Source organism: Nautilia lithotrophica (assembly GCF_054656815.1).
This window is the reverse complement of sequence record NZ_BAAHXN010000005.1, coordinates 20,969-43,358: the sequence shown is the minus strand read 5'-3', so window position 1 is coordinate 43,358 and position 22,390 is coordinate 20,969. Positions and strand designations below refer to the sequence as shown.

Sequence of the window (22,390 nt, the reverse complement as noted above, 5' to 3'; positions counted from 1 at the left end):
AATTAATCCTTAATTCCAACTCTTATTGCTTCTGATACTGATGTTTCACCTTTAATTACCATTTCGGCAATATTCTCTTTTAATGTTTTCATTCCCATTGCGATCATTTTATTTTTAATTTCTATATCGTTTGTTCCTTTAGCTATTAAAGATTTGACCTCATCATTCATAATAAAAAGTTCACCTACAGCTTTTCTTTTTATAAATCCAGTAAAATTACATTTAGGACAACCTTTTTCTTTATAAATTTTTTCAGGTTTATAATGAGAAAGTAAAGGATTTTTTTTAATTATTTTTTCAAATTTTGTAGGATCGTCTTCAATTTTACAATCACAAAGTATTCTTACAAGTCTTTGAGATAATATTCCTATAAGGGATGAGGCGATTAAAAAAGGTTCTATACCCATATCCATTAATCTTGTTATTGTTGAGGCAGCATTGTTTGTATGAAGGGTTGATAACATTAAATGCCCTGTAAGTGCGGCTTGTATTGCAATATTAGCCGTTTCTTTATCTCTTATTTCACCTACCATGATTATATCCGGATCTTGTCTTAATATGCTTCTAAGCCCAGAACTAAAAGTCAGTCCTACTTTATTGTTAACCTGAATTTGATTGATATTATTTGCTTTATATTCTACCGGGTCTTCTATTGTAATAATGTTTTTTGTTGGTGTCGCAATTGTTTGTAAAAAACTATGAAGAGTCGTTGATTTTCCGCTTCCGGTAGGACCAGTAACAAGTATCATTCCGTATGAATGCTCAAGCAGTTCTTGAAATCCGTTTGTAATTTCCAAATTAAATCCTAACTCTTCAAGAGTCGGAATATTTTCACTTTCCATTAAGAGTCTTAATACTGCTTTTTCACCAAAATATGTAGGAATAATAGAAACTCTTATATCCGTTGATTTATTTGCTATTTTGATTTGAGTTCTACCATCTTGAGGAATTCTTTTTTCGCTAATATCTAAATTTGATATTACTTTTATTCTGTTGATTATCAGGTTTATTATATTTTTTTGAAGTGTTGTTTGAGTAATCAAAATGCCGTCAATTCTAAATCTTATACTTCCGAATGTTTCATGTGTTTCTATGTGTATGTCACTGGCTCTTTTTTTGATGGCCTGAAAAAACATTGAGTTTACAAATTTTATAATAGGAGCTGAATTTTCGGAATTTAATATATCAAGTCCGCCTTTTATAAAATCATCTAGAGTTAGTTCTTCTTCCACTTCAATATCGCTGTTTTGCAACTCTTTTTGTGTTTTAACTTCTAAAAATTGATTTAAAAGTCTATTATAAGACTCTTCATCTGTAATTATCAATTCTAAAGGAATGTCTGTTTTATTGTAAAAATTTAGTGCATCTATTAATGAGTTTTGTGTTGTGAAAAAAAATTTTTTTTCTTCGTAAATTCCGGGTAGAAGGGAATATTTAATTCCGTCTTCTATATTGAAATTTTCAATTTGCAGAGCTTTTGGATTTATATTATTTATCTGTTTCATTTGATTTTTCTTTTTTTAATATATTCAAGTGCAAATTTTTTTTCAAGCTCGTTTAATTTTCCAAGAGTTAATCTTAATTTATCTAAATCAATACTTTTTTTAACGATATAAGGAGTTAAAACTATTACAAGTGTTGTTTTGTCTTCATTAACTTCTTTATGTCTAAATAAAGCGCCGAGAATTGGTATATCACCGAAAAAAGGAACTTTTTTAATAGTTATATCTTTATTGTTTCTAACAAGACCACCTATTATAATACTTTGCCCGTTATTTACAATCGTAGTTGTTTTAATATCTCTTTTTGATGTTGTAGGGAGTGTAAGATCTGGAGAACCAGGTAAAATGTCTTCTACTACCGCTTTTACATCTAATGAAACTTTATTGTCGCTATCTATTCTTGGTTTGATTTGTAAAGTTAAACCTATGTCTTGTCTTGAATAAGAAATACTTGTTGATGTTGAAGTAGTTTGTCCTGTTTTTACTGAAATTGTTTTTCCTACGTAAATTGTAGATGGTGTGTTGTTTATACATAGAACTGATGGTTCGCTTAATTTTTTTGCGGCACCGAATGTTTCTAATAAATCTATAGTTGCTCCAAGTGCTAATCCTTGTTTTATTGTCGGAATACTCAATCCTAAAGAAGTGACATCAAATGCAATCGCTGGACCTCCCATATTTGCACTCATTGTGTATAAACCGCTACTTCCTGCACTTCCGCCGAAAAGACCCAGTTTTGATCCGATTTGTGATGCTTTAAGATTGCTTATTTCCAATATTCTTGCTTTTACATAAACCTGCATTTTAGGAATATCAAGAGCTTTGATTATTGTTTTTATTGTATCCATCTGTTCTGGTGTTGCTATTATTATCAGTGAGTTTGTTTCTTTGTCTTCTGTAATGGAAGGTGTGTTTTTTTTATATTTAAGCGAAGCTATTTTATTTATTATTTTTGCCATATTTGAAACGTCTGAATTTTTAAGTGTAATTATTTCTGTTATCTGATCCAATTGTTTTGGTTTTGTATCTAGTTTTTGTATGTTTTGTAATATTTTTTCTATTATTTTTTTGTTTCCGACTAAAATAATTCCGTTGCTGTTTTCGTTTTTTATAATTTTGTATGTATATATTTTTGGATCAAATAAAGAGGCGGCAATATCAGTGATTTTTGAATAAATTTTAGAAATTTGAGTATATTTTAGATCATAAAATATAATGTCATTTTTTCTTTTGGTATCAATTTTTTTTAATAGTTGTTTTATTGTTTTGATATTTTTTGGGTAATCAGTAATAATTAATATGTTTTGTTCTTTGTTTATTACAATTTTGCCGTATTTGCTTTTTAAATAATTTATTGTTGCATAAGCTGTTCTAACGGGAATATTGTTCAGTTTAATTATATTGGTAGTCATAAAATATTTTGAATTGTTTAAAACCGGTGCTTCTTTTAACGCTTCGGATGATCTAACCACTTTTAAAAATCCGTTTTCCGATACTATCGTATAACCTTTTGAGCGTAAAACATTTAATAATATGTCATAAATTTCTCTCTCATCGACAGGTTTTACGGAAATAAAATTAACTTCGCCTCTTAATGTGTCTGTTAATAAAATATTTTTATTTGTTATTTTGGCAACCATATTAATAAAATCGTTAAGTTGTAAGTTTTTAAAATTTAGCTCAATTTTGGCTCCGTAAAGAATCACACTTAAAATAATGAATAATTTAATTAATTTCATAATTTATAACCTTTGTTTGATTATTTCTTCTAATTTCGATTTCGAGATAGTTGTATTTATCAATATTATTATACAAATTCCAGGCCTGTATATCATTTGTTATTTCTTCACCGTTTACTTTTACAATTATATCACCTGTTTTTAAACCTAATTTATCAAAAATTCCGCCTTTTTTTACATAAGTAATTTTGTAACCTTTTTTGTTTCTTATTATTCCTATTTCATTCCAGATTTTTGAAAAATTGTGTTTATATTCATTAATTACTTTTTTTGATATTTTTTTGGTTGAAGAATTTGAATATTTTTTTACTCTATTTTTTTGTTTGTTGTTAAATGACAATATATATTTTTTGTTGTTTTTTTGAAAAATTGCGTAAGTGCTTGATATTTTTATCAGTTTATATTCTTTATATGTTTGATATAAATCTAAAAAAATGGTATTTTTTTTATCTTTTACAATAATAAAAGCTTTTTTACCATCATTATATACTGCTTTTAATTCAAGATTATTTAGTGTATTTGAAATTTGTTTAATATTTGTTTGATTAGTATTTGTAACTTTTTTATTGGAAATGAAAATTTTGGATATGTTTATATTATAAAAATTGTTATTATTTTTTTCTAAGTTATATATTTCCGGATATTTAGGTAAATAAAAACTTACAATTTCCCATATAATACCCATTGATAAAAAAGATATAATGAATATATTAATATATTTAAAATTTTTCATAATAATAGTAACCTTTTTTATCTTTTTTTAGAATTTGTTTAATAGATTTATTTTTTATGTCGTTAAAGTATAATTTAATTTCTTTTTTTGAAATGTCTATTTCACCATAAATTTTTTTTGCAAAATTAGAAAAAGCTTTTATTTTTATAATTAATGGGTTTGTTATAGTTTGGATAAGTTTGCTTTTATATATTATTAGGTTATTAATAGGAATTTTGATATTTGATATCTCAATTTTATTGTAAATAATATAAGGATAAATATCAGCATTTTTAAATGTGGCTATTTTAATATTTTTAAAATATATATTTCCATTTGTTAGTGATAATTTAAAAATATTTGATTTGATGTCAGTTTTTAAAGCTATATTGTAGGTTTGATAAAGTTTATTTTGGATTAAATAAAATAAATTTTTCTTAGGCATAAAAAAATAAAATCCTATTATAAAACCTAAAAGTATTGCAAAAAATTTTTTCATTTAATAATCTCCGCATAAAAAATGTATTTATTATCTTTTTTTAAAAGATTGAATTTTTTTATTTTAATATTAGATTTTAAAAAATAATTTATTTTTCTTAAATCAGATTTTGAAAGGTTATTGCAAGTTATTTGATTATCTTTGATAATGCAAATCGATGTTAATATTTTTAAAGCATTATTAGAATATTTTTTTTTGAGGCTTAAGATTTGATTTACTTTATTATTTATTAAAAGATAGTTTTGGTATTGTGATTGTAATTCTTTTTGGCTTTTTACATATAAATTTATTATATTTAGAGTGATAAGTAATAATACAATTGATAATAAAATCAGTAATTTTTTATTCATATAAAATCGCTTTATATATATTATTTTTAAGAAATGAGGTTACTTTAAATTTTTTTGAAAAATATTCATCAAAACTTCTATTCGTTTTTATTTCTAAGTTAAAATTTTTATCATATGAAAGATTTAAAAATTCTTCGTTGTTTTTTAATGGTGTATTGGTTATAAATTCTAAATTTTTTCTTAATTGTGTCTGTTTTTTATCTTCTTTTTTTAAATTGTTTAATATAGAATTTAATTGTAATGTAGTTGATGGCAAGTTATATTTTTTGAGTAAGTTATCTTTTTTTTGATTTAATTTGTTGATTGCATATTTATTTTGAATATATCCTAAAAAAAAGAAAATATTGATTAATAATATTATTATTCCGACACTTATTAATAAAGGTTTGTTAATATTTATTCGATTATAAAGGCTTATTGTATTTTTTGATAATTCTATTTTACTAATAATATCATTAATATCCGGTGCGTTTTCAACATTTGGAAAACAAAAAAGCAAATCATCTATTTTTTGGATTGAGTGATTTTCTGAAACGTTTATTTTATCGTAGTTATAAAGTTCAGTTTGGGCTAATCTTATGGAATTGATATATTTTTTGTCTATATTAAGTTTTAGATCTTTTTTGATTGCGTAAGCAAAAAATTTATTATCAAGTTCAAAAGCGTCGTAAATATATGAGCTATCTAAATTAAATAAACTTTTTGCTATTTTTTTAGCATCCTTTAAGGATTTTAAGGGGATATCAATTTTTTTAATCCAGTAATATTGAGGTGATAAAATTATATCAACAGGTTCGTTAATTTTTTCGTTAAAATCTTTAGTATATAGGATTACTCTCAATTGAAATCACCTTTTTATTATGTAAATCATAAGTAATTTTTATATTTTGTTTTTGTTGGTTTATAAAATAAGTTATATTAGTTTTTATCCAAAAACTTTGATTACCATCATATGCAATTATATTTAAATTTTTAATAGTTTCATTATTTTCTTCCGTTTGTAAGGATTTACATGTATCTGCATTATTGCGGGTTAAACCTAAAAATTGTGCGACATTTTTATTTATTAAATTGCATTCAATAATGTGTTTTTTTCCATTTCCAAAAAAAATCAGTTCATTCCATGGGATATTAAAGATATTTTTATCATTTGTTTTTTTGTAATAATAGTGTTCAATTTGTTCTAAATGTGTAATATTATAAATTTTTCCGTTTTGAAAAAAAGGGTTTTGAATAATAATTTCACTATATGCTTCTCTCTCTTTATCATCCGAATCTATTGTATCTAATAATAAATCTTTAAACAAAACAGGATCTTTTACCTGATAATAATTTAATATATTATCTATGTAATTTTCTATAAAAGTATTAATTTTATTTTGATTTAATAAAGCATTAATGTCAATTTTATTAAAAAGTGGTTGAATTGTGTAAATAATCCTGAAATCACCTTTATTACTTGATAAAGGAATTGTTGTAAATAATTTTTTTAAATCTTCTGATGTTTTTACTTGATCGGAAATTTTTGATAAAGTTTTTAAAGTATTGCGGATGATTATGGAGTTTTGTGCTATATAAGTTGTGTGATTTTTGTTTGTATAAATTTCGTATTTATTAAGAATAACATTCAAAATAAATATTATAGAAAGTAAAAAAAACATTGTAATTAATAAAGCAATTGATTTTCTCATTTTTTCCTTTAAAGGTTAAATTTTTTTTATTGTATTGACATTTTATCACAAAAAGAATTATAATTAAATGAATATTAAAAAAGGAGAAAAAATGAAAAAGTATACAAGTTTAATATTATCAGGTGTAACTGCATCTTTATTATTGATTGGCTGCGGTGGCGGCGGTGGAAGTAGTTCATCTAGTGTGACAGGAACGATAGAAGCAAGTTATTTAAAGGGTATTAGTGTATGTGTAAAGGGCACAGATAATTGTGTCAGAACGGATTCAACTGGTCATTTTACATTAAATGGCGCTAGTGCACCTGTAGAATTGGAACTTAAAATAGGAAATAGTGTTTTGGCTGATTTGAATGTATCTACAAATAGTTACAGAATTACACCTGCGGTATTGGCTGAAAATAATTCAACCATTGCTTCATATATCGGTGCAATGTTGCATGGTATTGCTGGTTGTGATTTAACAAGTAATGTGTGTGATTTTTCAAATGTTACAACGGTGGATGTAAATACTTCTTCTAATTTACCAATTGTAAATGAAGTAAAGCAGATTTTAGAACAAAATTCTTCTGCAACTATAAATGTAAATGTAAATGGAAATGGAAATGCTGTTCTTATAACTGATGTAAATGCGACTTTATATGCAACATTAAATCCGACAATGACTGGCGCTACAAGTTATAGTTTTAACGGTGCTGCAAGAGCAGGGGATTATGCTACATTTACATACAATTCGGAAAACAGCACTATTACTTATCAAATCAAAGGTAATGCATATGGCGACGTAAATGGAAGTAGAGAAATTGAAAACTTATACGGAAACGTATTTTTTAGAGATAAAAATGATAGTGATATTTTCTATTTCTTCTCAGGAAGTTTGGGTGTTGCAGTAATTCCAGTTTCAGATACGAATACATCGTTTGTAGTTGGTTTACAACAGCCTGATAAAAATATTACAGCTGATGATTTAAATTTAATAGTTAATAAAACTTATAATTATATGGAGTTTGATACAGATGGAAGTATTTATTTTAGTGTTATAGAAATTAATTCAACAAATACTGCGGATTTAAATGGAACGTGGGTTGATTATGTAGATGGTTCTAATGGAACATGGGAAGTAAATGGTTCTCATTTAGATGTTTTTGATGCAAGAGGGAAAATTGCGAACGTAATAATAAGAGCTGGAACAACAAGAGCTGGTATTGTAGTAGATAATGTTGATGGAGGCTTTGGTATAGGTGTAGAAGCTAAAGCATTAACAACAAATGATTTACAAGGAACTTATTACTATTATGATTCAAGTGCGGCAGATGATACAGAATGTTATGGAAAAGTAAGTGTTAATGAAAATGGATTTAACTATCAAACAGAATGGTGTAGTGATGGTAGTAGTGATTCAGGAAGCGGAACATTGGTTTTAAATCCAACTATTGATCCGGATGGAGATCCAAGCACAGATAATAATGTTACATTAAACGGTATTGCTCAAGTAAGAGATGAAGATGGTAACTTGACTAACGAATTTGTATTTATTGATTCTGATTCAGGATATTATGTAAGTGTTAATTTTTCAAATGGTGATCTTTCTATAGGTTCAAATAAACCTCTTCAATAAGATAAACTCCTTTTGGAGTTTTCTTTTGTTACAATTTTAAAAAAGGTTTTAGATGCGTAAAGCGTTCAGTTTAATTGAAGTAATGATTGTTGTCGTAATTTTGGGACTTATTGCTTCACTTGTAGTTCCAAATTTAATAGGACAGAGTGAACAGGCTAAAAGAAAACTTGTATGTGTTCAGATGAAATCACTAAAAGATGCACTGGATTCGTTTAAAGTAAATGAAGGGGCATATCCAACTACCGAAGAAGGCCTTAAAGCGCTTATCCACAATCCCGATGCGCAAAAATATAAAAATTATCCAGCAAACGGATTTTTAAATTCGCAAAAACTTCCAAAAGATCCATGGGGGAATGATTATATTTATGTAAACAACGACGGCAGTGTAGATATCATATCTTTGGGTGCAGACGGAAAAGAAGGCGGAAGCGGGGAAAATAAAGACATAAAATTTAGTGAATGCGCAAATTAGGTTTTAGTTTAGTTGAGCTAATAATTGTCGTATTAATAATAGGCATTGTCAGTTTTTTAGCTGTAAAGCTTCCTTCTTTTTATCTTACTTCTAAAATTAGCGATTTATTAGATGAGTTATCTCCAAATGGTGAAATTGTTGTGTATAAAAATGATGATATTGTTAGTAATAAAAAAGTTGTTTTTGATTGTAACAACCCCGAAGTTTTTGAATTTATAAACGGAGAATTTGAAAAAAAACTATATGAAAAAGAAGATGAAAAAACACCGGTTTTTAAATATAAAGTAGTAAACGGAGTAGGGGATAGTTTTATATTAAAATGTCAAAACGGATGGTATGTATTTAAACCTTTTAGCATAAAAAAAGCAAAAACTGAAAAAGAAGCTGAAGAGATGTTTTTAAACAAAAAATATTTTCCTAAAATCGGGAGTTATTATTGAAAAAAGCGTTTACTTTAATAGAAATAATGATAAGTGTTGTTATTGTTTTTATTATAATGGGTGTAGTTTTGGAAGTTACTTCAAATGTAAAACATTTATTTTTGATCAATAAGGACTACAATACTTTCGTATATAAATCAAGTGTCGCAATTTTTGGAAACGGGAAAAATATTTATGAAAAAGTGAAAGATTTTGATATTCGTAACGATAAAATTATTCATGTTTTAAAACGGGATAAAATAAATGTAAAAAAAGAACTTGACTATTCAATGAACGAAAATATCAACAATAAAAATGTAAATGTTTCTATAAATAAAATTAAAGTTTATAACAATAATCATCAAGTTATATATTATTCGGTGGATATAAAATGAAAAAATCTTTTACGCTGATAGAAATTTTGATTTCCATTGTAATTCTTTCTATAATGGTATTTATTTTGAGTGATGTCGTTAAAAATATGAATGTTTCAAAAAATATTCTTGAAAAAAATTTTCAAAACGAACATTATAAAAACATTGCATTAAAAGTTTTGTATTATGACATTTTAAATTCGAAATATATAAATGTTTCTCAAAAAAAGAACTATTCTTTTATATCAATGCAAACGACTAATTCTTTATATAACATACCTGCACCTTATGTGGTTTGGTATGTAAGTAAAAAAGACAATGCACTTATGAGAATGGAATTGCCAAAAAAGATTACTTTTTTATCAGACGCAAATAATTATTATTTGGATAAATTTGCGCAAAATGTTAAAATATTCAAAGTTTATATTAAAAATGGTAAATATTTTATTTATTTAGATGACGGAAAACCAATTTATTTTGAAATGTATAAAGGATTTTAATGATTGTAAAAGCACTTGAGAGTAAATATAAACCTACGGATATAGCAGTCGGAAGTGCGAGAAGCTGTTATTTCGGAAAGCATATAGTGACGCCTGAAAGTGCGGCTAAGTGGGATAAAAAAAATGAACTTTTAAATTCCATATTCAAAGCGGGGCACCACACTACGCTTATGCATTACAATTTTACTTTTTTAATTGAAGGAATGAGCAGGCTTTTGATATGGAGGCTTTTACATGCTCATCCTTTTTACAATTCCGAGCAGGTAAGCCAGAGATATGCCAAAATGAAAATAGAAAATTTTACGTATCCTAAAAATGCAGATAAAGAAAAGTGGCAAAAATACTATGAAAATATGTTTTTTTATTATGAAAAGCTGATTGAAGAGCTTACACCTGAAATAGAAAAGGTTCTTCCTAAATTCAAACAAAAAGAAGCAAAAAAAAGAGCCCAGGAATTTGCCAGATATTTGCTTCCGATGGGAATGAACGCACATCTTTACCATACTATAAATATTATTACGGCTTTAAGATACATAAACGCAGTAAAGGTGATACCCGAAGCAAAAGCCGAAGCAAAAGAGTTTATATCTCAGCTTAAAAGAGAAATGTTAAAAATTGACGAAAATCTTGCACCTTTAATTGAATTTGCCGAAAATGAAGAAGTTGTATTTCCGAATATAGATATTGAAAAAATTAAAAAAGAAAAAAATGTCACCAAAAAAGTTGAGGTGTTTGATATAGTGGATTACGATTTTGAACTTAACGCAAATTATGCGGGCGTTTTAAGAGTTTCAAACATATATCTTGACGAAGCGATACTAGGAAGTTTTAATTCATATATAAAACTTTCTTTAAGTGCTGATGCTCAAAACCAGCGTCACAGACGCTCCCCGGCAGTTCGCCCGAAATTAGAAAGTATTTATAAAAGAGATTTTTATATGCCGAAAATATGCAACAGCGTAAAAGAGTTGTATTTAAGGGCCGTTGAGTATTCATATGACTTTTTTGAAAATCAAAAAGAATCTATCGGATTTTGCGAAGCCGCTTATGCGCTTTTAAATGCTCACAATATTGAAATAATTGAACATAACGATTTCCAGGAATTTGCACACAAAGCTCAGATGAGGCTTTGTTATAACGCCCAGGAAGAGATATTCGATATTGTTTACGCGCAGGTTATGGAGCTTAAACAAGCAGGCATAAAAGCTGCAGATAAATTCCTGCCGCCTTGTGCGTTAAGATATATTGAAGGTATTAAACCTGTATGTCCGGAAGGTGACAGATTTTGTGGGACTAAAGTTTGGAAAATGGATTTTGAAGAGTATGAAAGGTTAATTTAGTTGCCTCTCATTGCAAAGGAGGCTTAAAATGGGAATTCAGGATTATTTATACAATGAATTTGATTCTAATATCATTGAAGAATTTTTAATGATGCTTGATATTATGGAAGACAATCTTGATTTAACGATTGAGAGGCTTTATACTGATTACGATGAAGCTGTTAATGATTTATTCAGAATGTTTCATAATCTTAAATCAGCGGTCGCTTATTTAAAAATAGACAGAATTAAAAATTTTGCCCATTTTGTGGAAGATGTGCTTGATAAGGCCAGAGAAAAAAAAGAAGCAAAAGAAGAACTTATAGACTGGCTTTTTAAAGTTGCCGATCAATTTCACGAATGGTATGGCAATATTGACAGAAATGAAGAGCTTGCACCTCTTCATCCCGATATTTTTAAAGTTCCTAAATTATAAAAGGAGATTAATAAGTGAGAAATAAAGACAATGAAGCTATTTTTATTGAAAGAATAAACAGAATAAATCCTAAAATTTTAGAAGGATTAAAAGAAAAAAATGAGTTTTCGTTTAGAATAAACAAACATAAAGCAGGAATTGAAGCTATTAATGAATTAAGAGAAGAAGGATATAACCCAAAACCTGTTAAGTGGAGCAAATGGGTATATACCCTTCCTATTGAAGAGAGAAAAAAAATTACCAAATCAAAAACATACACGGCCAATAAAATATACATTCAAAACCTTTCATCCATAATATCCGCTATTTCATTAGATGTAAACGAAAACGACTGGGTATTGGACCTGGCGGCGGCACCCGGCGGTAAAAGTCTTATATTCAGCGAAACGGCAAACAAGGTAAGTGCCGTAGAGCCTGACAAAAACAGGTTTTTCAGAATGAAAAGGAATTTTAAAGAACACGGCGCAAAAAACATACAAACTTACAATAAAGACGGAAGGTTTGTATATAAGGCGACGGGTGAAATGTTTGATAAAGTATTTTTGGACGCACCATGCAGCAGCGAGGCACATATAGATTTCAGTGAGGGTATTACTTGGTGGAACCTTAAAAGGGTAAGGAGATTTGCCAAACTTCAAAAAGAACTTATTATTTCCGCTTTTGAATCCTTAAAACCTGGTGGGGAGATGATCTTTGCAACTTGCACATTTGCGCCTGAAGAGAATGAAGAAAGTGTTGATTTTCTTTTGAACAGATACGACAACGCGGAAGTTGTTGAGGTAGATCTTCCGATTGACAATATTCAAAGAGGAATTACCAAATGGGAAGATAAAGAGTATCATCCCGATGTAGCCAAAACCATAAGAATTTTGCCAAAAGGTGCATATTCCGGGTTTTATTTTGCAAAAATTAAAAAACACTGAATTTAAAAATTTTGTTTAATAATTTTAAGAGTCTGAGTTTATATTCTTCTTTCGCGAAAGCTTGGGCTTCTTTATAAGAAGAAACAGAATTGCCTAAAAAAGTTAGGGTATAAGGTCTGTCAATATAAATTAAAGCTTTGCCTTTTATTATGAAATTTTCAAGCAGGTGATATTTTTGAATATCGATTTTTATTTTTATAATATTTTCCGAGTTTTCGGAAATAACGATATATTTTGAAAAAGCTTCGATTGTCTGGTTTTTAAACATGTTTGTTTTAATTTTAAAAGTTGTGTTTAATATAATATTCATAGCTTTTGTTTCGATATTTTTTAGTTTATCAATGTAATTGGAAATATTTAATCCAAGTGATTCAAGTATAAAAATTTCGCTTTTTAATTTTTTTAGTTTGTGTAAGATTTTGTATGCGTAGATCACGTTGTTTATTGCATTTTGATTGTTAAAATTTATATTTGCAAGAGAGATTTGAATTTTTGTTTTTAAATTTTGAATCAGTTTTTGTTTATTTACCCTTAAGAGCACATAATATTTATCATCTTCTTTTTTTGTTTTTAAAATTTCATAATTGTTAAAGCTTATATCGTTTACCTGTGTATTTATCTGCTGGTATATTTCATTGTATGTTTTTTGGTTGTGAATACCTTTGTTTATGACAAAATTGGAGGAGATTTTTACATTTATTCTTGAAGCTATGTCGTTTAAAGCGTTTTTGATGGCATTTTCTTTTGTATATCCTTCGGCAGAGGCGTAAAAAAAGTTTGGATTATCTTTTGGTGTATTTATATACCATTTTGGAGGTTGCGGATTTGTGCAGGAAATAAAAAAAATAGTTAATAAAACCAGCCATTTTTTCATCAGAACAGATCCCAAAAAGAGGTATCAAAATTAGGCTCTACCATGTCACCTATTTTTAATTGCTTATTATCGTCCAGGTCTATGGTAATCCAGCATGAATTGCCAAATATTATGTTACTGACTTCGCCTTCACCTATTTTATATTTTTCAATTTCGCCGGTCACTGGGTCTTTTTTCAAATCGTAAATATTTAATTTCAATCCTTCATACATTCCCTGATTGGCTCCGAGTGTGATTTTGGCTATTAAATCATCCCCGTTTTTTCTTACTTCGTATATGTAACCTTTCGGTGCGAAAAATTTTTTGATGGAATTATAAGCGTTTGAAATGGTTTTATTTAAAGCTTTGATTATTAAATTTGAATAAAACCTTGTATATGAGATATTATCGGAATAATACGAACATGCACTGAAAATTCTGTCGTAATCGTTATTGAATTCAGGAAGGTTAAATATCTGGATATTTATTTGCGTGCAGGCTTCGTATGAATAATACGGAGGTGAGTATTTTCTGATTTTTTGTCCGTTTTTATTCTTTACGTAATAGTAATAGCCTCGGTGATATTTTGGTGTGTAAGTGACGTTTAGGATTGAGCCTTTAATCAAATAATCGGCCCCGATATCGCTTTTTGTTTCCTTTGCTATTTCTGCAGTTTTTATTTCGTCATTTATCTGATTTTCGTCTATGATTCTTAATACTTTTACAAATTTGGAATTTTGCAGTAAAAAACTTAATCTGTATGTTGCGTTTTGACTCAAATCTAAATGTCTGTAATTGTATTTCGGAAATCTGACAATGGATATTTTTTTTATTTTCGGTGAAAAATCTGTAGGTGCCACGCTATTTTTAGGAACGAAAGTCGGTCTGTAATCGGCAAGATTTATTTTACTCGAACATCCCAAAAACAACAGAACCGGTAAAACCAAAAAGAAAAATCTCATCCGTTATTTTGAAAATTTCTCTTTTGCAGCTTTAAGCGCCGCAATTACGTCATCAATGTTTTCATAAGGAATATGTGCTTTCCAGTCGGGTTTTTCATTATCTCCGTTTAAAGATATACCTATACTTACCACCGGTTTACTTCCTTCCCCGTATGGCTCGTTAATATGTGAAACTGTTATAAGTCCTTCTTTGGTATTAGCCAGTGGAAATTCCGCAATTATTGTGTTTGTTTTCATGTGAAGCCCTTTTTTGATTAATTATATCATTTTAGATGTAAAAAATGAAAAAATATATTAATCCTCTTCTCTGAAAAATATTATTTTTTTCAAACGGCTTCGCTACGGTGCCCAAAATTTTCTAAAATTTTGACCGTTACGCTGCAGATGTTTTCTCAAAATAATATTTTCCAGAGTCTTATCAATATACCAATAACAAATATACCAATTAGCTAAATAACTTTTATTTCAGCTTTTTAATTACGGCTATAAATTCCCTTTCACTCTCTTCAAGATATGTTTTGATTTCTTTTATCTCTTTTTCATATTTTGGTATATAGTGGTATTTTAATGCGTTTACCCTTATTAGGGTCTGTTTTAACTCTACTGAAAGTTTCCATATTTTTATTTCAAGTTCGGCAAGTTCCAGTATCATTTTTAAGCTTTTAAAAAAACTTTCCCTTGCCAAATCTTCAAAAATATTTGTATTTAATTCTATTTGGGGCCGGCTTGTAATTTTAAAATCTATTTTCGGAATTACAATTCCTAAAAAACTTTTTTGAACGACTTTGAGTTCCGTTTTTACAAATGGAACGGGCGATAAATTTTTGTTTTCCATAAGAGCTTTAATCAGTATGTTATAACTGCTTTTTATTGTTTCGTTTAATTCTTTTCTTCTTTTATCCACAATATCCACTATCTGCATAATTTCTTTAAGTAATAAATCTCTTTTTTTGCTTAAAATCTCTTCCCCTTCATGGACAATTTCAAGGTCTTTTTTAAGCTCAATCAGAGTTGATTTGTTTTTAATCATATATTTCTCCGATTTCTTTTTGTGAAAGTCTTGTAAGTTCGGTTTGAGGCAATATTTTTAATAGTTTTTTCGCAATTTCAAAAGTTTCGTTTATATTTCTCGGAAGGTCCTGGCTTATGAAGTTTTCTTCAAACTTTTTTGCGAACTTTAGATAATTTTTTTCAAGCTCGCTAAGTTCGCTTTCACCGATGATTGAAGCGAAACTTTCTATTTTTTTTGCATTTGCATAAGACGAATAAAGCTGGGAGGCAAATTTTTTATGTCTTGAATCAATAGCCGAATTCATCAGTCTTGAAAGAGAACTTAATACATCAATAGGCGGAAAGAGCCCTTTTTTATGAAGAGAGCGGCTAAATACAATCTGACCTTCCGTAATATATCCGCTCAGATCCGCTATCGGGTGGGTTATGTCGTCATCCGGAAGGGTCAAAACAGGAATCTGGGTAATTGAGCCTTTTTTGCCTTTTATAATTCCGGCTCTTTCATATATTGATGCCAAATCGCTATACATATATCCCGGGTATCCTTTTTTGCCGGGGATTTCTTCTTTTTTGGATGAAATTTCGCGTAGTGCATTGGCGTAATTTGTCATATCGTATAATATTACTATAACGTTTTTACCCTTTTCAAAAGCCATATATTCGGCAAATGTCAGGGCGGATCTTGGCAGCAGCAGGGAGTTTATCGTAGGTTCGTTTGCAAGATTTAAGAAAATGGTAATTTGTGAATTTTTTGAGGATATGTTGTTAATTAAATATTCGGCTCTTTCAAATCTCATACCTATTGCGGCTAAAACTATAAGGGAATTTTCTATGGATATTTGTGTAGCAAGTTTTGCTACAAATTCGTCGTTTTTCAGACCGCTTAAAGCGAAAACGGGTAATTTCTGCCCTTTTATAAGAGTGTTTAATCCGTCAATAGCGCTGAATCCGGTTTGAATTATATCTTTTGGGTATTCCCTGTAAGCCGGATTGTAAGCACCGAGGTTAATATCCGATTCTTTTTCGTAATATTCCGTTATCCCGTCAATAGGATTGGCAAATGCGTCAAGTGTTTTGCCTATTAAATTTTCGCTTAGTTTTATTTTTAGAGGCTTAAAATGAAATTCGGCTTTTATTTTGTTTATATCAAGCCCGTATGTGTCACCTAAAATTTCTATAACGCTTATTTTTTCATCTATTGCGCTTACTATCCCTTTGAGGGTTTTATTTCCGTATCTTAATGTTACGCTTTCATTGTAACCCACGCCTTCAATAGTTTCGAAAAAAAGCAGGTTTCCTTTTAATTTTACGGCCCCTTCGTATTCTACTCTCATATCATTCTCCGTAATTTTTTATAAATTCATTGTAAAAAGTTTCTATTTTTTCTCTTAACGTTTCATATTTTTTATACTCTTCATTCGGAATTTCATATTTTGCCCTTATAAATTCAGAAATTACAGGCTGGTTTTTAAGTATGTCTATAGGAATCTGTTTGCTTAAAAACGCTTTTTGCCACATATTGTGTATTAACACTATAGTTTTTGCCATTTCCATCTGTTTTTGCGCGGTGCAGAATGCGTCAATTTCGTCAAAAGCGTTTTGCTGCAAAAATGCTTCTTTTATCAGTTCTGCGGTATAAAGTGTGATTTTTTCCTCTTCAGGGAGTGCCTGAACGCCCAAAAGCTGGACGATTTTTTGTAGTGCTGCGTCTTTTTGAAGTATATCGTTAAAAAACTGCTTTATCTCTTTTTGATTTCCGATTTTTTCCCACCATTCGTCAAGTTCATAGCTCGAATAGCTGTTTAAGTAATTTATCGCCGGATAAAACCTTGCATTCGCAAGGGATTTGTCAAGGGCCCAAAATACGCTTGTAAAGCGTTTGGTGTGTATGGTTACGGGTTCCGAAAAATCGCCGCCGGCCGGTGAGACTGCACCTATTATGCTAAGCGAGCCGATTTTTGAGCTGTGTGTTTGGACGATTGAAGCCCTTTCGTAGACAGATGCTATTTTTGATGAAATATCCGCAGGATATCCTTCTTCCATAGGCAGCTCTCCCATTCTGCTTGAAAGTTCCCTCATAGCTTCAGCCCATCTGGATGTGGAATCTGCCATAAGAGCCACATGATAGCCCTGGTCTCTATAATATTCGCCTATGGTAATACCGAGATAAATGGAAGCTTCCCTTGCGGATACCGGCATATCCGAAGTGTTGGCGATTAAAACGGTTCTGTTCATTAAAGGTTTTCCGGTGTAAGGGTCCGTTAGTTTTGGAAATTCTTCCAAAACCTCCGTCATTTCATTTCCCCTCTCACCGCAACCGATATAAATGATTATATCCGCATCGCAGTATTTTGCGAGTGTCTGTTGCAAAATGGTTTTGCCCGTCCCGAATCCGCCTGGTATCGAAGCCGACCCTCCCTTTGCAATCGGAAACATAAAATCAATTACCCTCTGTCCGGTTATAAGAGGAATTTTTGGTGAGAGTCTTTTTTCAAAAGAAGCGGGAATTCTCAGGGGTCTTTTTTTGATCATTGTTTGGGTGTTGCCGCCGATTGTTGCTATTGTGTCTTTAATAGTGCAGGTTTTGTCTTCAATTTCTTCGATAACGCCTTCGTAATCGCTTAAAATTTTGTGTTTTATTCCGTTTTCATCAACTTCGCCTATTATTTCTCCTTTTTTTACCTCATCACCTTTGCTTTTTAAAGCTTTAAAAAAATATCTTTTTTCTTCATCCAAAGATTTTGATTTTGTGCCTTTTTGAATCCTCTCGGGCATTGAAAAAAGAGACCTTTGTATTCCGTCATATACGTTTCCAAGAAGTCCGGGCCCGAGAGTGGCGCTTAAAAGATTGCCGGTTAGGTAAACCGGTTCGTTTAATTTTAACGATGTAGTGTCTTCATAAACCTGAATGGTGATGATTTTTTTGTCAATTCCGATTATTTCGCCGATTAGTCTGTTTTGCCCTATATATACGAATTCAAACATTAAAGGCGTTTCGTTTTCATAAAGAGCTTTTACTATAGGTCCGTTAACGGAAATTATTTTAAGCATAATAGGCCTTTTAATACGTTTTCGATACTTTCTTCCGGGTCAAACACGATATATTTGTTTTCGGTTTTAAAAATGAAGCAGTCATTGTCCGAATACGTTATTTCAAAACGGCTCTTACATTTTCCTTTTAAATATTTAGGCAATATAAGGCAGCCTTCATATTCGTCAATTTTATTAAGAAAGCATCTGCAAAGGATTGGGGCGTTTTGTCGTATTTTTTCCAAAAGCTCTTTTTTGGTTTTTTCAAAAACTTTTTCATAAATCGTTTTAAATTCCGATTCGTATTTTTTTTGCAAGAGCAGTTCTTGTTCTTTCAATATTTTTTCGTATTTCAGTTTTAATAGTTTTTTTTCTTTATCCATATCAAAGCTTTTAAAAAATAGCTCTTTTTGTTTTTGCAGTTTTTCTTTTGCTTTATTTATTTTTCGGTTTGCCAAATTTTCAGCCTCTTTTAAGGCTTTTATTTTTAATTTTTCAAAGTCTGATTCCGAGAACATTTGAGAGATATCCTTTTATGCTTTCTTGCATGTATGTTTTTTCGAATGACGGAATAAAAACAATGGCAGGAAGAGCGTTTTTTTTGGTGTAATTAGAAAATTTGTTTTTAAAGGTTTCGTAATATCTGTCCGCTACGATAACCAGTCCGATCTGCTTGTTTTTTAAAACTTTTTGAAGATCTTCTTCAAAATTTTTAACCTCAATAGTCTCTATCCCGCAAAGTGAAAAACCAAGGCACTCTTCTTTGTTTCCAATAAAAGTTATTTTCATATTTTTCCTAAAATCATAATTGATACGATAAGTCCGTATATCGCTATACCTTCCGCAAGCCCTAAGAAAATCAGGGCTTTTGTAGAAATCTCAGGCTTTTCACCTATACTTCCCATAGCAGCCGCTCCCACCATTCCTACCGCTATTCCGGCTGCAATACTTGAAAGTCCCACAGCCAGTGCGGAAGCTATATAAGCATAAGAGTTATCACCCGCAAACAATATCATAGGTAAGAATAGCAGTATTGCCGCCATTTTTTTATAGTTCGAACGGTTTGTATTCATATCCTCCTCCTTCGTAAAATCTTTTAAAAAATTCATAATATTCAAGTCTTAACGTTTGAATGGTAACGATTACCCCTTCAAGTATTATAACGAATATATTGCCTAAAATAATCGTAATCCAGTATCCCGTTTTATTCATCATTTCAGCAATGGTAAACACCGCTAAAAAAAGTGCCGCGTGAGCCAGTGCGAAAGCACCTGTCCTTACAAAGGATACGGTGTTTGTGATATTTTCCAAAAGCGCTATAACGGAATGAAAAAGGGATTGGGATGTTTTTTTGCTTTCATATATTGTATAGCCGGTAAACACAATAAACAAGCCTGCTAAAATAAATAAATCGAGTTTGATATCCGTGTGTAAAATAAACATTTTAACGCCTATCCATAACAGAAGCAGATAAATACTAAAAGACAAGAGCCCGTTTTCGCCAAAAATAAGCTTTTTAATATCGCCTTTTTTATAATTTGTGGTCATATATAAAACAAAGCCTATTGAAATGATTACACCGCCGGCGAATATACTTAAAGCTATAAGCGTATTGATGTTTTCCATAGGGGAAAACAGATGATAAAGCTCAAAACCGAAAAAATGTCCGTAAATTGCACCGAAAACCATTGACGAAAGGCCGCTTAAAAACATAATTTTTCCAAGAATTTCTTGTTTTGTTTTTAAAAAATAACCTATTGCGGCCAAAACCGCCCCCTGTCCTATATCCCCGAACATAAGTCCGAATAAAAACACAAAAATTACGGCAAAAAACATTGTAGGGTTTATTTCATAAGGCTTCGGAAGGGAATATGTCTTTACGAGATTTTCAAAAGGTTTGAAAAATTCCGGTGTGTTTAGCAATGTAGGGGCGTTTATATAATCTATTTCTTTATGTTTTATAAAAGGCATGGGTTTAAATTTACTTTTTGGTATCCACCCTTCTAAAATATAAAAATCCCTTTTTTCCTTTAAGTGTGTTTTAACTTCATAAAGGTTTTTGAGATACAACAAATGGGCATATATTTTTTTAAGGGTTTCTTTTTCTTTTATTATTTTTTGTTTTTCTTCATTAATTAGCGCAAGTTCTTTTTCCAAATCTTTAATGTCCAAATTGAATAAATCGTCGTTAAAAGGGGTAATTGTGAATTTTTGCAAAATTTCTGAGGTTTTTTCTTCCGAACCTGGCGTGTAAACGGCAATCACGGGGATGAAATCGTTTAAATATTCATAAACGCACAATATATCATAAGCACTCAATACGAGTTTTATTTCCTCAAAATTTTCATAACCGGCGTAAAATGCTTTGAATTTTAAAAATTTGAATTTTAATTCTTCTTTTGAAAGGTTAAATATACTCAAAAACTTTTCAAGTTTTTGAAGGGATTCTTTTTTCCTTTGATACTCTTTTTCCCGGAATGACACGTTTTCATATACTGAAATCAGTAAAGACAGGATGTTTTCAATATTTTCAATGGTAAATTCGTGTTTTTTGGGTGAAGGTAACGGTTCGTTTATAATTGAAAGCAGATCGGCCGTTTTTTTTATTAAATTGTTGATTTTATAAATTAAGGGGTGTTTTTTAACGGAATCTTTTTTAATGTGAAATATTTTTTCTTTCCCCAGAGTTTCTAAAAACGTGTCTATTTTTTCTTTGGGGATTTCAAACGTTACTTTGAACATTTTTTCCGGGAAAAACATCTTATACCACCATCTCTTCAATTTCATTTTTTGAGAGATTATAACTAAACGCCGTAAAAACGGCTTTTATATTTGATATTTCTCTTTTTTTAAGCATCAAAAACACAAAAGGAACGGAGAGTTTAAAGGGGTATCCGAACCAGACGCCGTTAAGTGATTTGTAATAATTTGTAAAAAGTTCTTTTTTTAATAAAGTAAAATTGTAATTTTTATTAGGAATGTCGATTAGGTTTTGTAAATTTGTAGCAAATTCGTATAAGTTGTTTGACGAACTTAGGGTTTGAAGTCTGTTTTTATCCAAATTGCCATAGGGCAGCAAAGAGTGAAAAAAATCCTCTATTTTGAGATTATATATTATTTTGTATTTCAATATTGTAAATATGTTGATTAGATCAAAATATTTACCGATAATGTTTTTAAATTCCCTTTGGTCTTTTGAAGAGATTTTATCAATAGAGGTTTTTATTAAGTTTGCTATTTTTTTGTCTATTTTTTCATTTGAAAAAAATAGATAAAACAGATTTTTTTCATCTTTGTTTAAGGGTTTTGTTATTTTATTGTAAAGCTTGTTAAAATGTGTGTCTAAATCAATATGCACTTTTTCGGGGGATGTTAAAATGTTTTTATAATGGGTTTGGGTTAACATATTGTATAAATCGGCGCTGTTTTCATATAAAAGAAGCTTGCTTTTATCTAAAAATTCACTTTTAAGGCTTCTTACAAGCGCGTTTACGTAAGCGTATTTTAATGCCCGCATATTTCTTCTTTTATTTTTTGAAAAAGTTTGTTTTTATCAACCGAAACGGATATCAGTTTTTTTTCTTTTTCTTGAAGATTTTTTTGTAAAGAAATTTCATATTTTTTTAAATTTGAATCCATCTCTTTTTTCAAAGATTCTTCATATATCACAAGATCTTGTTTAAATTTAGTTATAAATTCTTTTTTTTCTTTTTCGAACTCATCAAAAAGCTTTTTTATTTCTTTATCGGCATTTTCGATAATTAAATATGCCTCTCTATCCAGATCGAATATTCTTTTCATCTCAATCCTTTGAAATATTATAGCACTTTATTAAAGGAAAATGAAAAAAATGGGAAGAAGTTTTTATGGTTAATTAAAGTTAATTGAGGTCAGTTAAGGTTATAAAAGTTAGTTAAGGTTAATTGAAGTTAATTTGGGTTTATAACTTAAAAAACTTAACTAACTTTAATAACTTTTAAAAA

At 29.7% G+C, this 22,390-nt stretch carries 27 protein-coding genes; 8 read left to right on the top strand and 19 right to left on the bottom strand.

The genetic code is table 11. The features are described from left to right. Positions 1 to 2: 2 nt before the first annotated feature. Genes ACYQ19_RS08890 through ACYQ19_RS08860 form a run of 7 tightly spaced genes read right to left on the bottom strand, consistent with a single transcriptional unit; the run spans position 3 to position 6,493 of the window. Positions 3 to 1,505: a GspE/PulE family protein gene (locus ACYQ19_RS08890; protein WP_459979081.1), complete on the bottom strand. Its 1,503-nt coding sequence runs from the start codon at positions 1,503 to 1,505 to the stop codon at positions 3 to 5. Next, positions 1,502 to 3,241: a secretin N-terminal domain-containing protein gene (locus ACYQ19_RS08885; RefSeq protein ID WP_459979080.1), complete on the bottom strand. Its 1,740-nt coding sequence runs from the start codon at positions 3,239 to 3,241 to the stop codon at positions 1,502 to 1,504. The genes ACYQ19_RS08890 and ACYQ19_RS08885 overlap by 4 nt, the downstream gene beginning before the upstream one ends. Further along, positions 3,228 to 3,974, bottom strand: coding sequence for a PDZ domain-containing protein (locus tag ACYQ19_RS08880; protein WP_459979079.1), 747 nt, complete (start codon positions 3,972 to 3,974; stop codon positions 3,228 to 3,230). The genes ACYQ19_RS08885 and ACYQ19_RS08880 overlap by 14 nt, the downstream gene beginning before the upstream one ends. Next, on the bottom strand, positions 3,961 to 4,452 hold the full coding sequence (locus ACYQ19_RS08875) for a hypothetical protein (RefSeq protein ID WP_459979078.1): 492 nt from the start codon (positions 4,450 to 4,452) through the stop codon (positions 3,961 to 3,963). The genes ACYQ19_RS08880 and ACYQ19_RS08875 overlap by 14 nt, the downstream gene beginning before the upstream one ends. Continuing rightward, positions 4,449 to 4,802 carry a hypothetical protein gene (locus ACYQ19_RS08870; protein WP_459979077.1) on the bottom strand — a complete coding sequence of 118 codons (354 nt, stop codon included), beginning with the start codon at positions 4,800 to 4,802 and terminating at the stop codon, positions 4,449 to 4,451. Before ACYQ19_RS08870 ends, ACYQ19_RS08875 begins: the two co-directional genes overlap by 4 nt. Beyond that, complete coding sequence (locus ACYQ19_RS08865) at positions 4,795 to 5,643, bottom strand: hypothetical protein (RefSeq protein ID WP_459979076.1); 849 nt, start codon at positions 5,641 to 5,643, stop codon at positions 4,795 to 4,797. Before ACYQ19_RS08865 ends, ACYQ19_RS08870 begins: the two co-directional genes overlap by 8 nt. Beyond that, entirely contained in the window at positions 5,621 to 6,493 is an 873-nt protein-coding gene (locus ACYQ19_RS08860) for a hypothetical protein (RefSeq protein WP_459979075.1), read from the bottom strand. The genes ACYQ19_RS08865 and ACYQ19_RS08860 overlap by 23 nt, the downstream gene beginning before the upstream one ends. A 91-nt stretch (positions 6,494 to 6,584) precedes the next feature. Between ACYQ19_RS08860 and ACYQ19_RS08855 the strand changes: the two genes are divergently transcribed. Genes ACYQ19_RS08855 through ACYQ19_RS08820 form a run of 8 tightly spaced genes read left to right on the top strand, consistent with a single transcriptional unit; the run spans position 6,585 to position 12,551 of the window. Continuing rightward, positions 6,585 to 8,108, top strand: a complete 1,524-nt coding sequence (locus ACYQ19_RS08855; protein ID WP_459979074.1) for a hypothetical protein — start codon at positions 6,585 to 6,587, stop codon at positions 8,106 to 8,108. 52 nt (positions 8,109 to 8,160) lie between these two features. Next, a complete protein-coding gene (gene gspG, locus ACYQ19_RS08850; protein ID WP_459979073.1) occupies positions 8,161 to 8,580 on the top strand; it encodes a type II secretion system major pseudopilin GspG in 420 nt (139 codons plus the stop codon). Beyond that, on the top strand, positions 8,568 to 9,020 hold the full coding sequence (locus ACYQ19_RS08845) for a prepilin-type N-terminal cleavage/methylation domain-containing protein (protein WP_459979072.1): 453 nt from the start codon (positions 8,568 to 8,570) through the stop codon (positions 9,018 to 9,020). The genes gspG and ACYQ19_RS08845 overlap by 13 nt, the downstream gene beginning before the upstream one ends. Next, positions 9,017 to 9,394 (top strand): type II secretion system protein, encoded by a 378-nt coding sequence (locus tag ACYQ19_RS08840; RefSeq protein ID WP_459979070.1) that lies wholly within the window; start codon positions 9,017 to 9,019, stop codon positions 9,392 to 9,394. Before ACYQ19_RS08845 ends, ACYQ19_RS08840 begins: the two co-directional genes overlap by 4 nt. After that, entirely contained in the window at positions 9,391 to 9,873 is a 483-nt protein-coding gene (locus tag ACYQ19_RS08835; protein ID WP_459979068.1) for a prepilin-type N-terminal cleavage/methylation domain-containing protein, read from the top strand. Before ACYQ19_RS08840 ends, ACYQ19_RS08835 begins: the two co-directional genes overlap by 4 nt. Then, positions 9,873 to 11,213, top strand: a complete 1,341-nt coding sequence (locus tag ACYQ19_RS08830; protein WP_459979066.1) for an FAD-dependent thymidylate synthase — start codon at positions 9,873 to 9,875, stop codon at positions 11,211 to 11,213. Before ACYQ19_RS08835 ends, ACYQ19_RS08830 begins: the two co-directional genes overlap by 1 nt. A 28-nt stretch (positions 11,214 to 11,241) precedes the next feature. After that, complete coding sequence (locus ACYQ19_RS08825) at positions 11,242 to 11,628, top strand: Hpt domain-containing protein (RefSeq protein WP_459979065.1); 387 nt, start codon at positions 11,242 to 11,244, stop codon at positions 11,626 to 11,628. Positions 11,629 to 11,642: 14 nt separating this feature from the next. Then, positions 11,643 to 12,551: an RsmB/NOP family class I SAM-dependent RNA methyltransferase gene (locus ACYQ19_RS08820; RefSeq protein WP_459979063.1), complete on the top strand. Its 909-nt coding sequence runs from the start codon at positions 11,643 to 11,645 to the stop codon at positions 12,549 to 12,551. Here ACYQ19_RS08820 and ACYQ19_RS08815 read toward each other — a convergent pair. The 12 genes from ACYQ19_RS08815 to ACYQ19_RS08760 all read right to left on the bottom strand — a co-directional run bounded on the left by ACYQ19_RS08815 (position 12,538) and on the right by ACYQ19_RS08760 (position 22,208). After that, positions 12,538 to 13,425: an LPP20 family lipoprotein gene (locus ACYQ19_RS08815; protein WP_459979062.1), complete on the bottom strand. Its 888-nt coding sequence runs from the start codon at positions 13,423 to 13,425 to the stop codon at positions 12,538 to 12,540. The genes ACYQ19_RS08820 and ACYQ19_RS08815 overlap by 14 nt on opposite strands. Beyond that, positions 13,425 to 14,366 (bottom strand): hypothetical protein, encoded by a 942-nt coding sequence (locus ACYQ19_RS08810; RefSeq protein ID WP_459979061.1) that lies wholly within the window; start codon positions 14,364 to 14,366, stop codon positions 13,425 to 13,427. Before ACYQ19_RS08810 ends, ACYQ19_RS08815 begins: the two co-directional genes overlap by 1 nt. Before the next feature lie 3 nt (positions 14,367 to 14,369). Further along, positions 14,370 to 14,603 (bottom strand): hypothetical protein, encoded by a 234-nt coding sequence (locus ACYQ19_RS08805; protein WP_459979060.1) that lies wholly within the window; start codon positions 14,601 to 14,603, stop codon positions 14,370 to 14,372. 223 nt (positions 14,604 to 14,826) lie between these two features. Further along, positions 14,827 to 15,396, bottom strand: coding sequence for a V-type ATP synthase subunit D (locus ACYQ19_RS08800; protein ID WP_459979059.1), 570 nt, complete (start codon positions 15,394 to 15,396; stop codon positions 14,827 to 14,829). After that, a complete protein-coding gene (locus ACYQ19_RS08795; RefSeq protein WP_459979058.1) occupies positions 15,389 to 16,711 on the bottom strand; it encodes a V-type ATP synthase subunit B in 1,323 nt (440 codons plus the stop codon). The genes ACYQ19_RS08800 and ACYQ19_RS08795 overlap by 8 nt, the downstream gene beginning before the upstream one ends. Before the next feature lies 1 nt (position 16,712). Next, entirely contained in the window at positions 16,713 to 18,428 is a 1,716-nt protein-coding gene (locus ACYQ19_RS08790; RefSeq protein ID WP_459979057.1) for a V-type ATP synthase subunit A, read from the bottom strand. Continuing rightward, entirely contained in the window at positions 18,416 to 18,925 is a 510-nt protein-coding gene (locus ACYQ19_RS08785) for a hypothetical protein (RefSeq protein ID WP_459979056.1), read from the bottom strand. Before ACYQ19_RS08785 ends, ACYQ19_RS08790 begins: the two co-directional genes overlap by 13 nt. After that, positions 18,903 to 19,196 carry a V-type ATP synthase subunit F gene (locus ACYQ19_RS08780; RefSeq protein ID WP_459979055.1) on the bottom strand — a complete coding sequence of 98 codons (294 nt, stop codon included), beginning with the start codon at positions 19,194 to 19,196 and terminating at the stop codon, positions 18,903 to 18,905. Before ACYQ19_RS08780 ends, ACYQ19_RS08785 begins: the two co-directional genes overlap by 23 nt. Further along, positions 19,193 to 19,480: an ATP synthase subunit C gene (locus tag ACYQ19_RS08775; RefSeq protein WP_459979054.1), complete on the bottom strand. Its 288-nt coding sequence runs from the start codon at positions 19,478 to 19,480 to the stop codon at positions 19,193 to 19,195. Before ACYQ19_RS08775 ends, ACYQ19_RS08780 begins: the two co-directional genes overlap by 4 nt. Further along, positions 19,455 to 21,194, bottom strand: a complete 1,740-nt coding sequence (locus ACYQ19_RS08770; RefSeq protein WP_459979053.1) for a V-type ATP synthase subunit I — start codon at positions 21,192 to 21,194, stop codon at positions 19,455 to 19,457. The genes ACYQ19_RS08775 and ACYQ19_RS08770 overlap by 26 nt, the downstream gene beginning before the upstream one ends. After that, entirely contained in the window at positions 21,169 to 21,924 is a 756-nt protein-coding gene (locus ACYQ19_RS08765) for a V-type ATPase subunit (RefSeq protein WP_459979052.1), read from the bottom strand. The genes ACYQ19_RS08770 and ACYQ19_RS08765 overlap by 26 nt, the downstream gene beginning before the upstream one ends. Beyond that, positions 21,912 to 22,208 carry a hypothetical protein gene (locus tag ACYQ19_RS08760; RefSeq protein WP_459979051.1) on the bottom strand — a complete coding sequence of 99 codons (297 nt, stop codon included), beginning with the start codon at positions 22,206 to 22,208 and terminating at the stop codon, positions 21,912 to 21,914. Before ACYQ19_RS08760 ends, ACYQ19_RS08765 begins: the two co-directional genes overlap by 13 nt. Positions 22,209 to 22,390: the final 182 nt, after the last annotated feature.

Excerpts from the sequence above, each read along its gene's own strand:
- ACYQ19_RS08795 (WP_459979058.1), bottom strand. The coding sequence starts at position 16,711 with ATGAGAGTAGAATACGAAGGGGCCGTAAAATTAAAAGGAAACCTGCTT.
- ACYQ19_RS08830 (WP_459979066.1), top strand. The coding sequence starts at position 9,873 with ATGATTGTAAAAGCACTTGAGAGTAAATATAAACCTACGGATATAGCA.
- ACYQ19_RS08825 (WP_459979065.1), top strand. The coding sequence starts at position 11,242 with ATGGGAATTCAGGATTATTTATACAATGAATTTGATTCTAATATCATT.
- ACYQ19_RS08775 (WP_459979054.1), bottom strand. The coding sequence starts at position 19,480 with ATGAATACAAACCGTTCGAACTATAAAAAAATGGCGGCAATACTGCTA.
- ACYQ19_RS08885 (WP_459979080.1), bottom strand. The coding sequence starts at position 3,241 with ATGAAATTAATTAAATTATTCATTATTTTAAGTGTGATTCTTTACGGA.
- ACYQ19_RS08890 (WP_459979081.1), bottom strand. The coding sequence starts at position 1,505 with ATGAAACAGATAAATAATATAAATCCAAAAGCTCTGCAAATTGAAAAT.
- ACYQ19_RS08770 (WP_459979053.1), bottom strand. The coding sequence starts at position 21,194 with ATGAAATTGAAGAGATGGTGGTATAAGATGTTTTTCCCGGAAAAAATG.
- ACYQ19_RS08800 (WP_459979059.1), bottom strand. The coding sequence starts at position 15,396 with ATGATTAAAAACAAATCAACTCTGATTGAGCTTAAAAAAGACCTTGAA.
- ACYQ19_RS08765 (WP_459979052.1), bottom strand. The coding sequence starts at position 21,924 with ATGCGGGCATTAAAATACGCTTACGTAAACGCGCTTGTAAGAAGCCTT.
- ACYQ19_RS08860 (WP_459979075.1), bottom strand. The coding sequence starts at position 6,493 with ATGAGAAAATCAATTGCTTTATTAATTACAATGTTTTTTTTACTTTCT.
- ACYQ19_RS08805 (WP_459979060.1), bottom strand. The coding sequence starts at position 14,603 with ATGAAAACAAACACAATAATTGCGGAATTTCCACTGGCTAATACCAAA.
- ACYQ19_RS08870 (WP_459979077.1), bottom strand. The coding sequence starts at position 4,802 with ATGAATAAAAAATTACTGATTTTATTATCAATTGTATTATTACTTATC.
- ACYQ19_RS08810 (WP_459979061.1), bottom strand. The coding sequence starts at position 14,366 with ATGAGATTTTTCTTTTTGGTTTTACCGGTTCTGTTGTTTTTGGGATGT.
- ACYQ19_RS08845 (WP_459979072.1), top strand. The coding sequence starts at position 8,568 with ATGCGCAAATTAGGTTTTAGTTTAGTTGAGCTAATAATTGTCGTATTA.
- ACYQ19_RS08835 (WP_459979068.1), top strand. The coding sequence starts at position 9,391 with ATGAAAAAATCTTTTACGCTGATAGAAATTTTGATTTCCATTGTAATT.
- ACYQ19_RS08880 (WP_459979079.1), bottom strand. The coding sequence starts at position 3,974 with ATGAAAAATTTTAAATATATTAATATATTCATTATATCTTTTTTATCA.
- ACYQ19_RS08790 (WP_459979057.1), bottom strand. The coding sequence starts at position 18,428 with ATGCTTAAAATAATTTCCGTTAACGGACCTATAGTAAAAGCTCTTTAT.
- gspG (WP_459979073.1), top strand. The coding sequence starts at position 8,161 with ATGCGTAAAGCGTTCAGTTTAATTGAAGTAATGATTGTTGTCGTAATT.
- ACYQ19_RS08780 (WP_459979055.1), bottom strand. The coding sequence starts at position 19,196 with ATGAAAATAACTTTTATTGGAAACAAAGAAGAGTGCCTTGGTTTTTCA.
- ACYQ19_RS08875 (WP_459979078.1), bottom strand. The coding sequence starts at position 4,452 with ATGAAAAAATTTTTTGCAATACTTTTAGGTTTTATAATAGGATTTTAT.
- ACYQ19_RS08785 (WP_459979056.1), bottom strand. The coding sequence starts at position 18,925 with ATGTTCTCGGAATCAGACTTTGAAAAATTAAAAATAAAAGCCTTAAAA.
- ACYQ19_RS08855 (WP_459979074.1), top strand. The coding sequence starts at position 6,585 with ATGAAAAAGTATACAAGTTTAATATTATCAGGTGTAACTGCATCTTTA.
- ACYQ19_RS08815 (WP_459979062.1), bottom strand. The coding sequence starts at position 13,425 with ATGAAAAAATGGCTGGTTTTATTAACTATTTTTTTTATTTCCTGCACA.
- ACYQ19_RS08760 (WP_459979051.1), bottom strand. The coding sequence starts at position 22,208 with ATGAAAAGAATATTCGATCTGGATAGAGAGGCATATTTAATTATCGAA.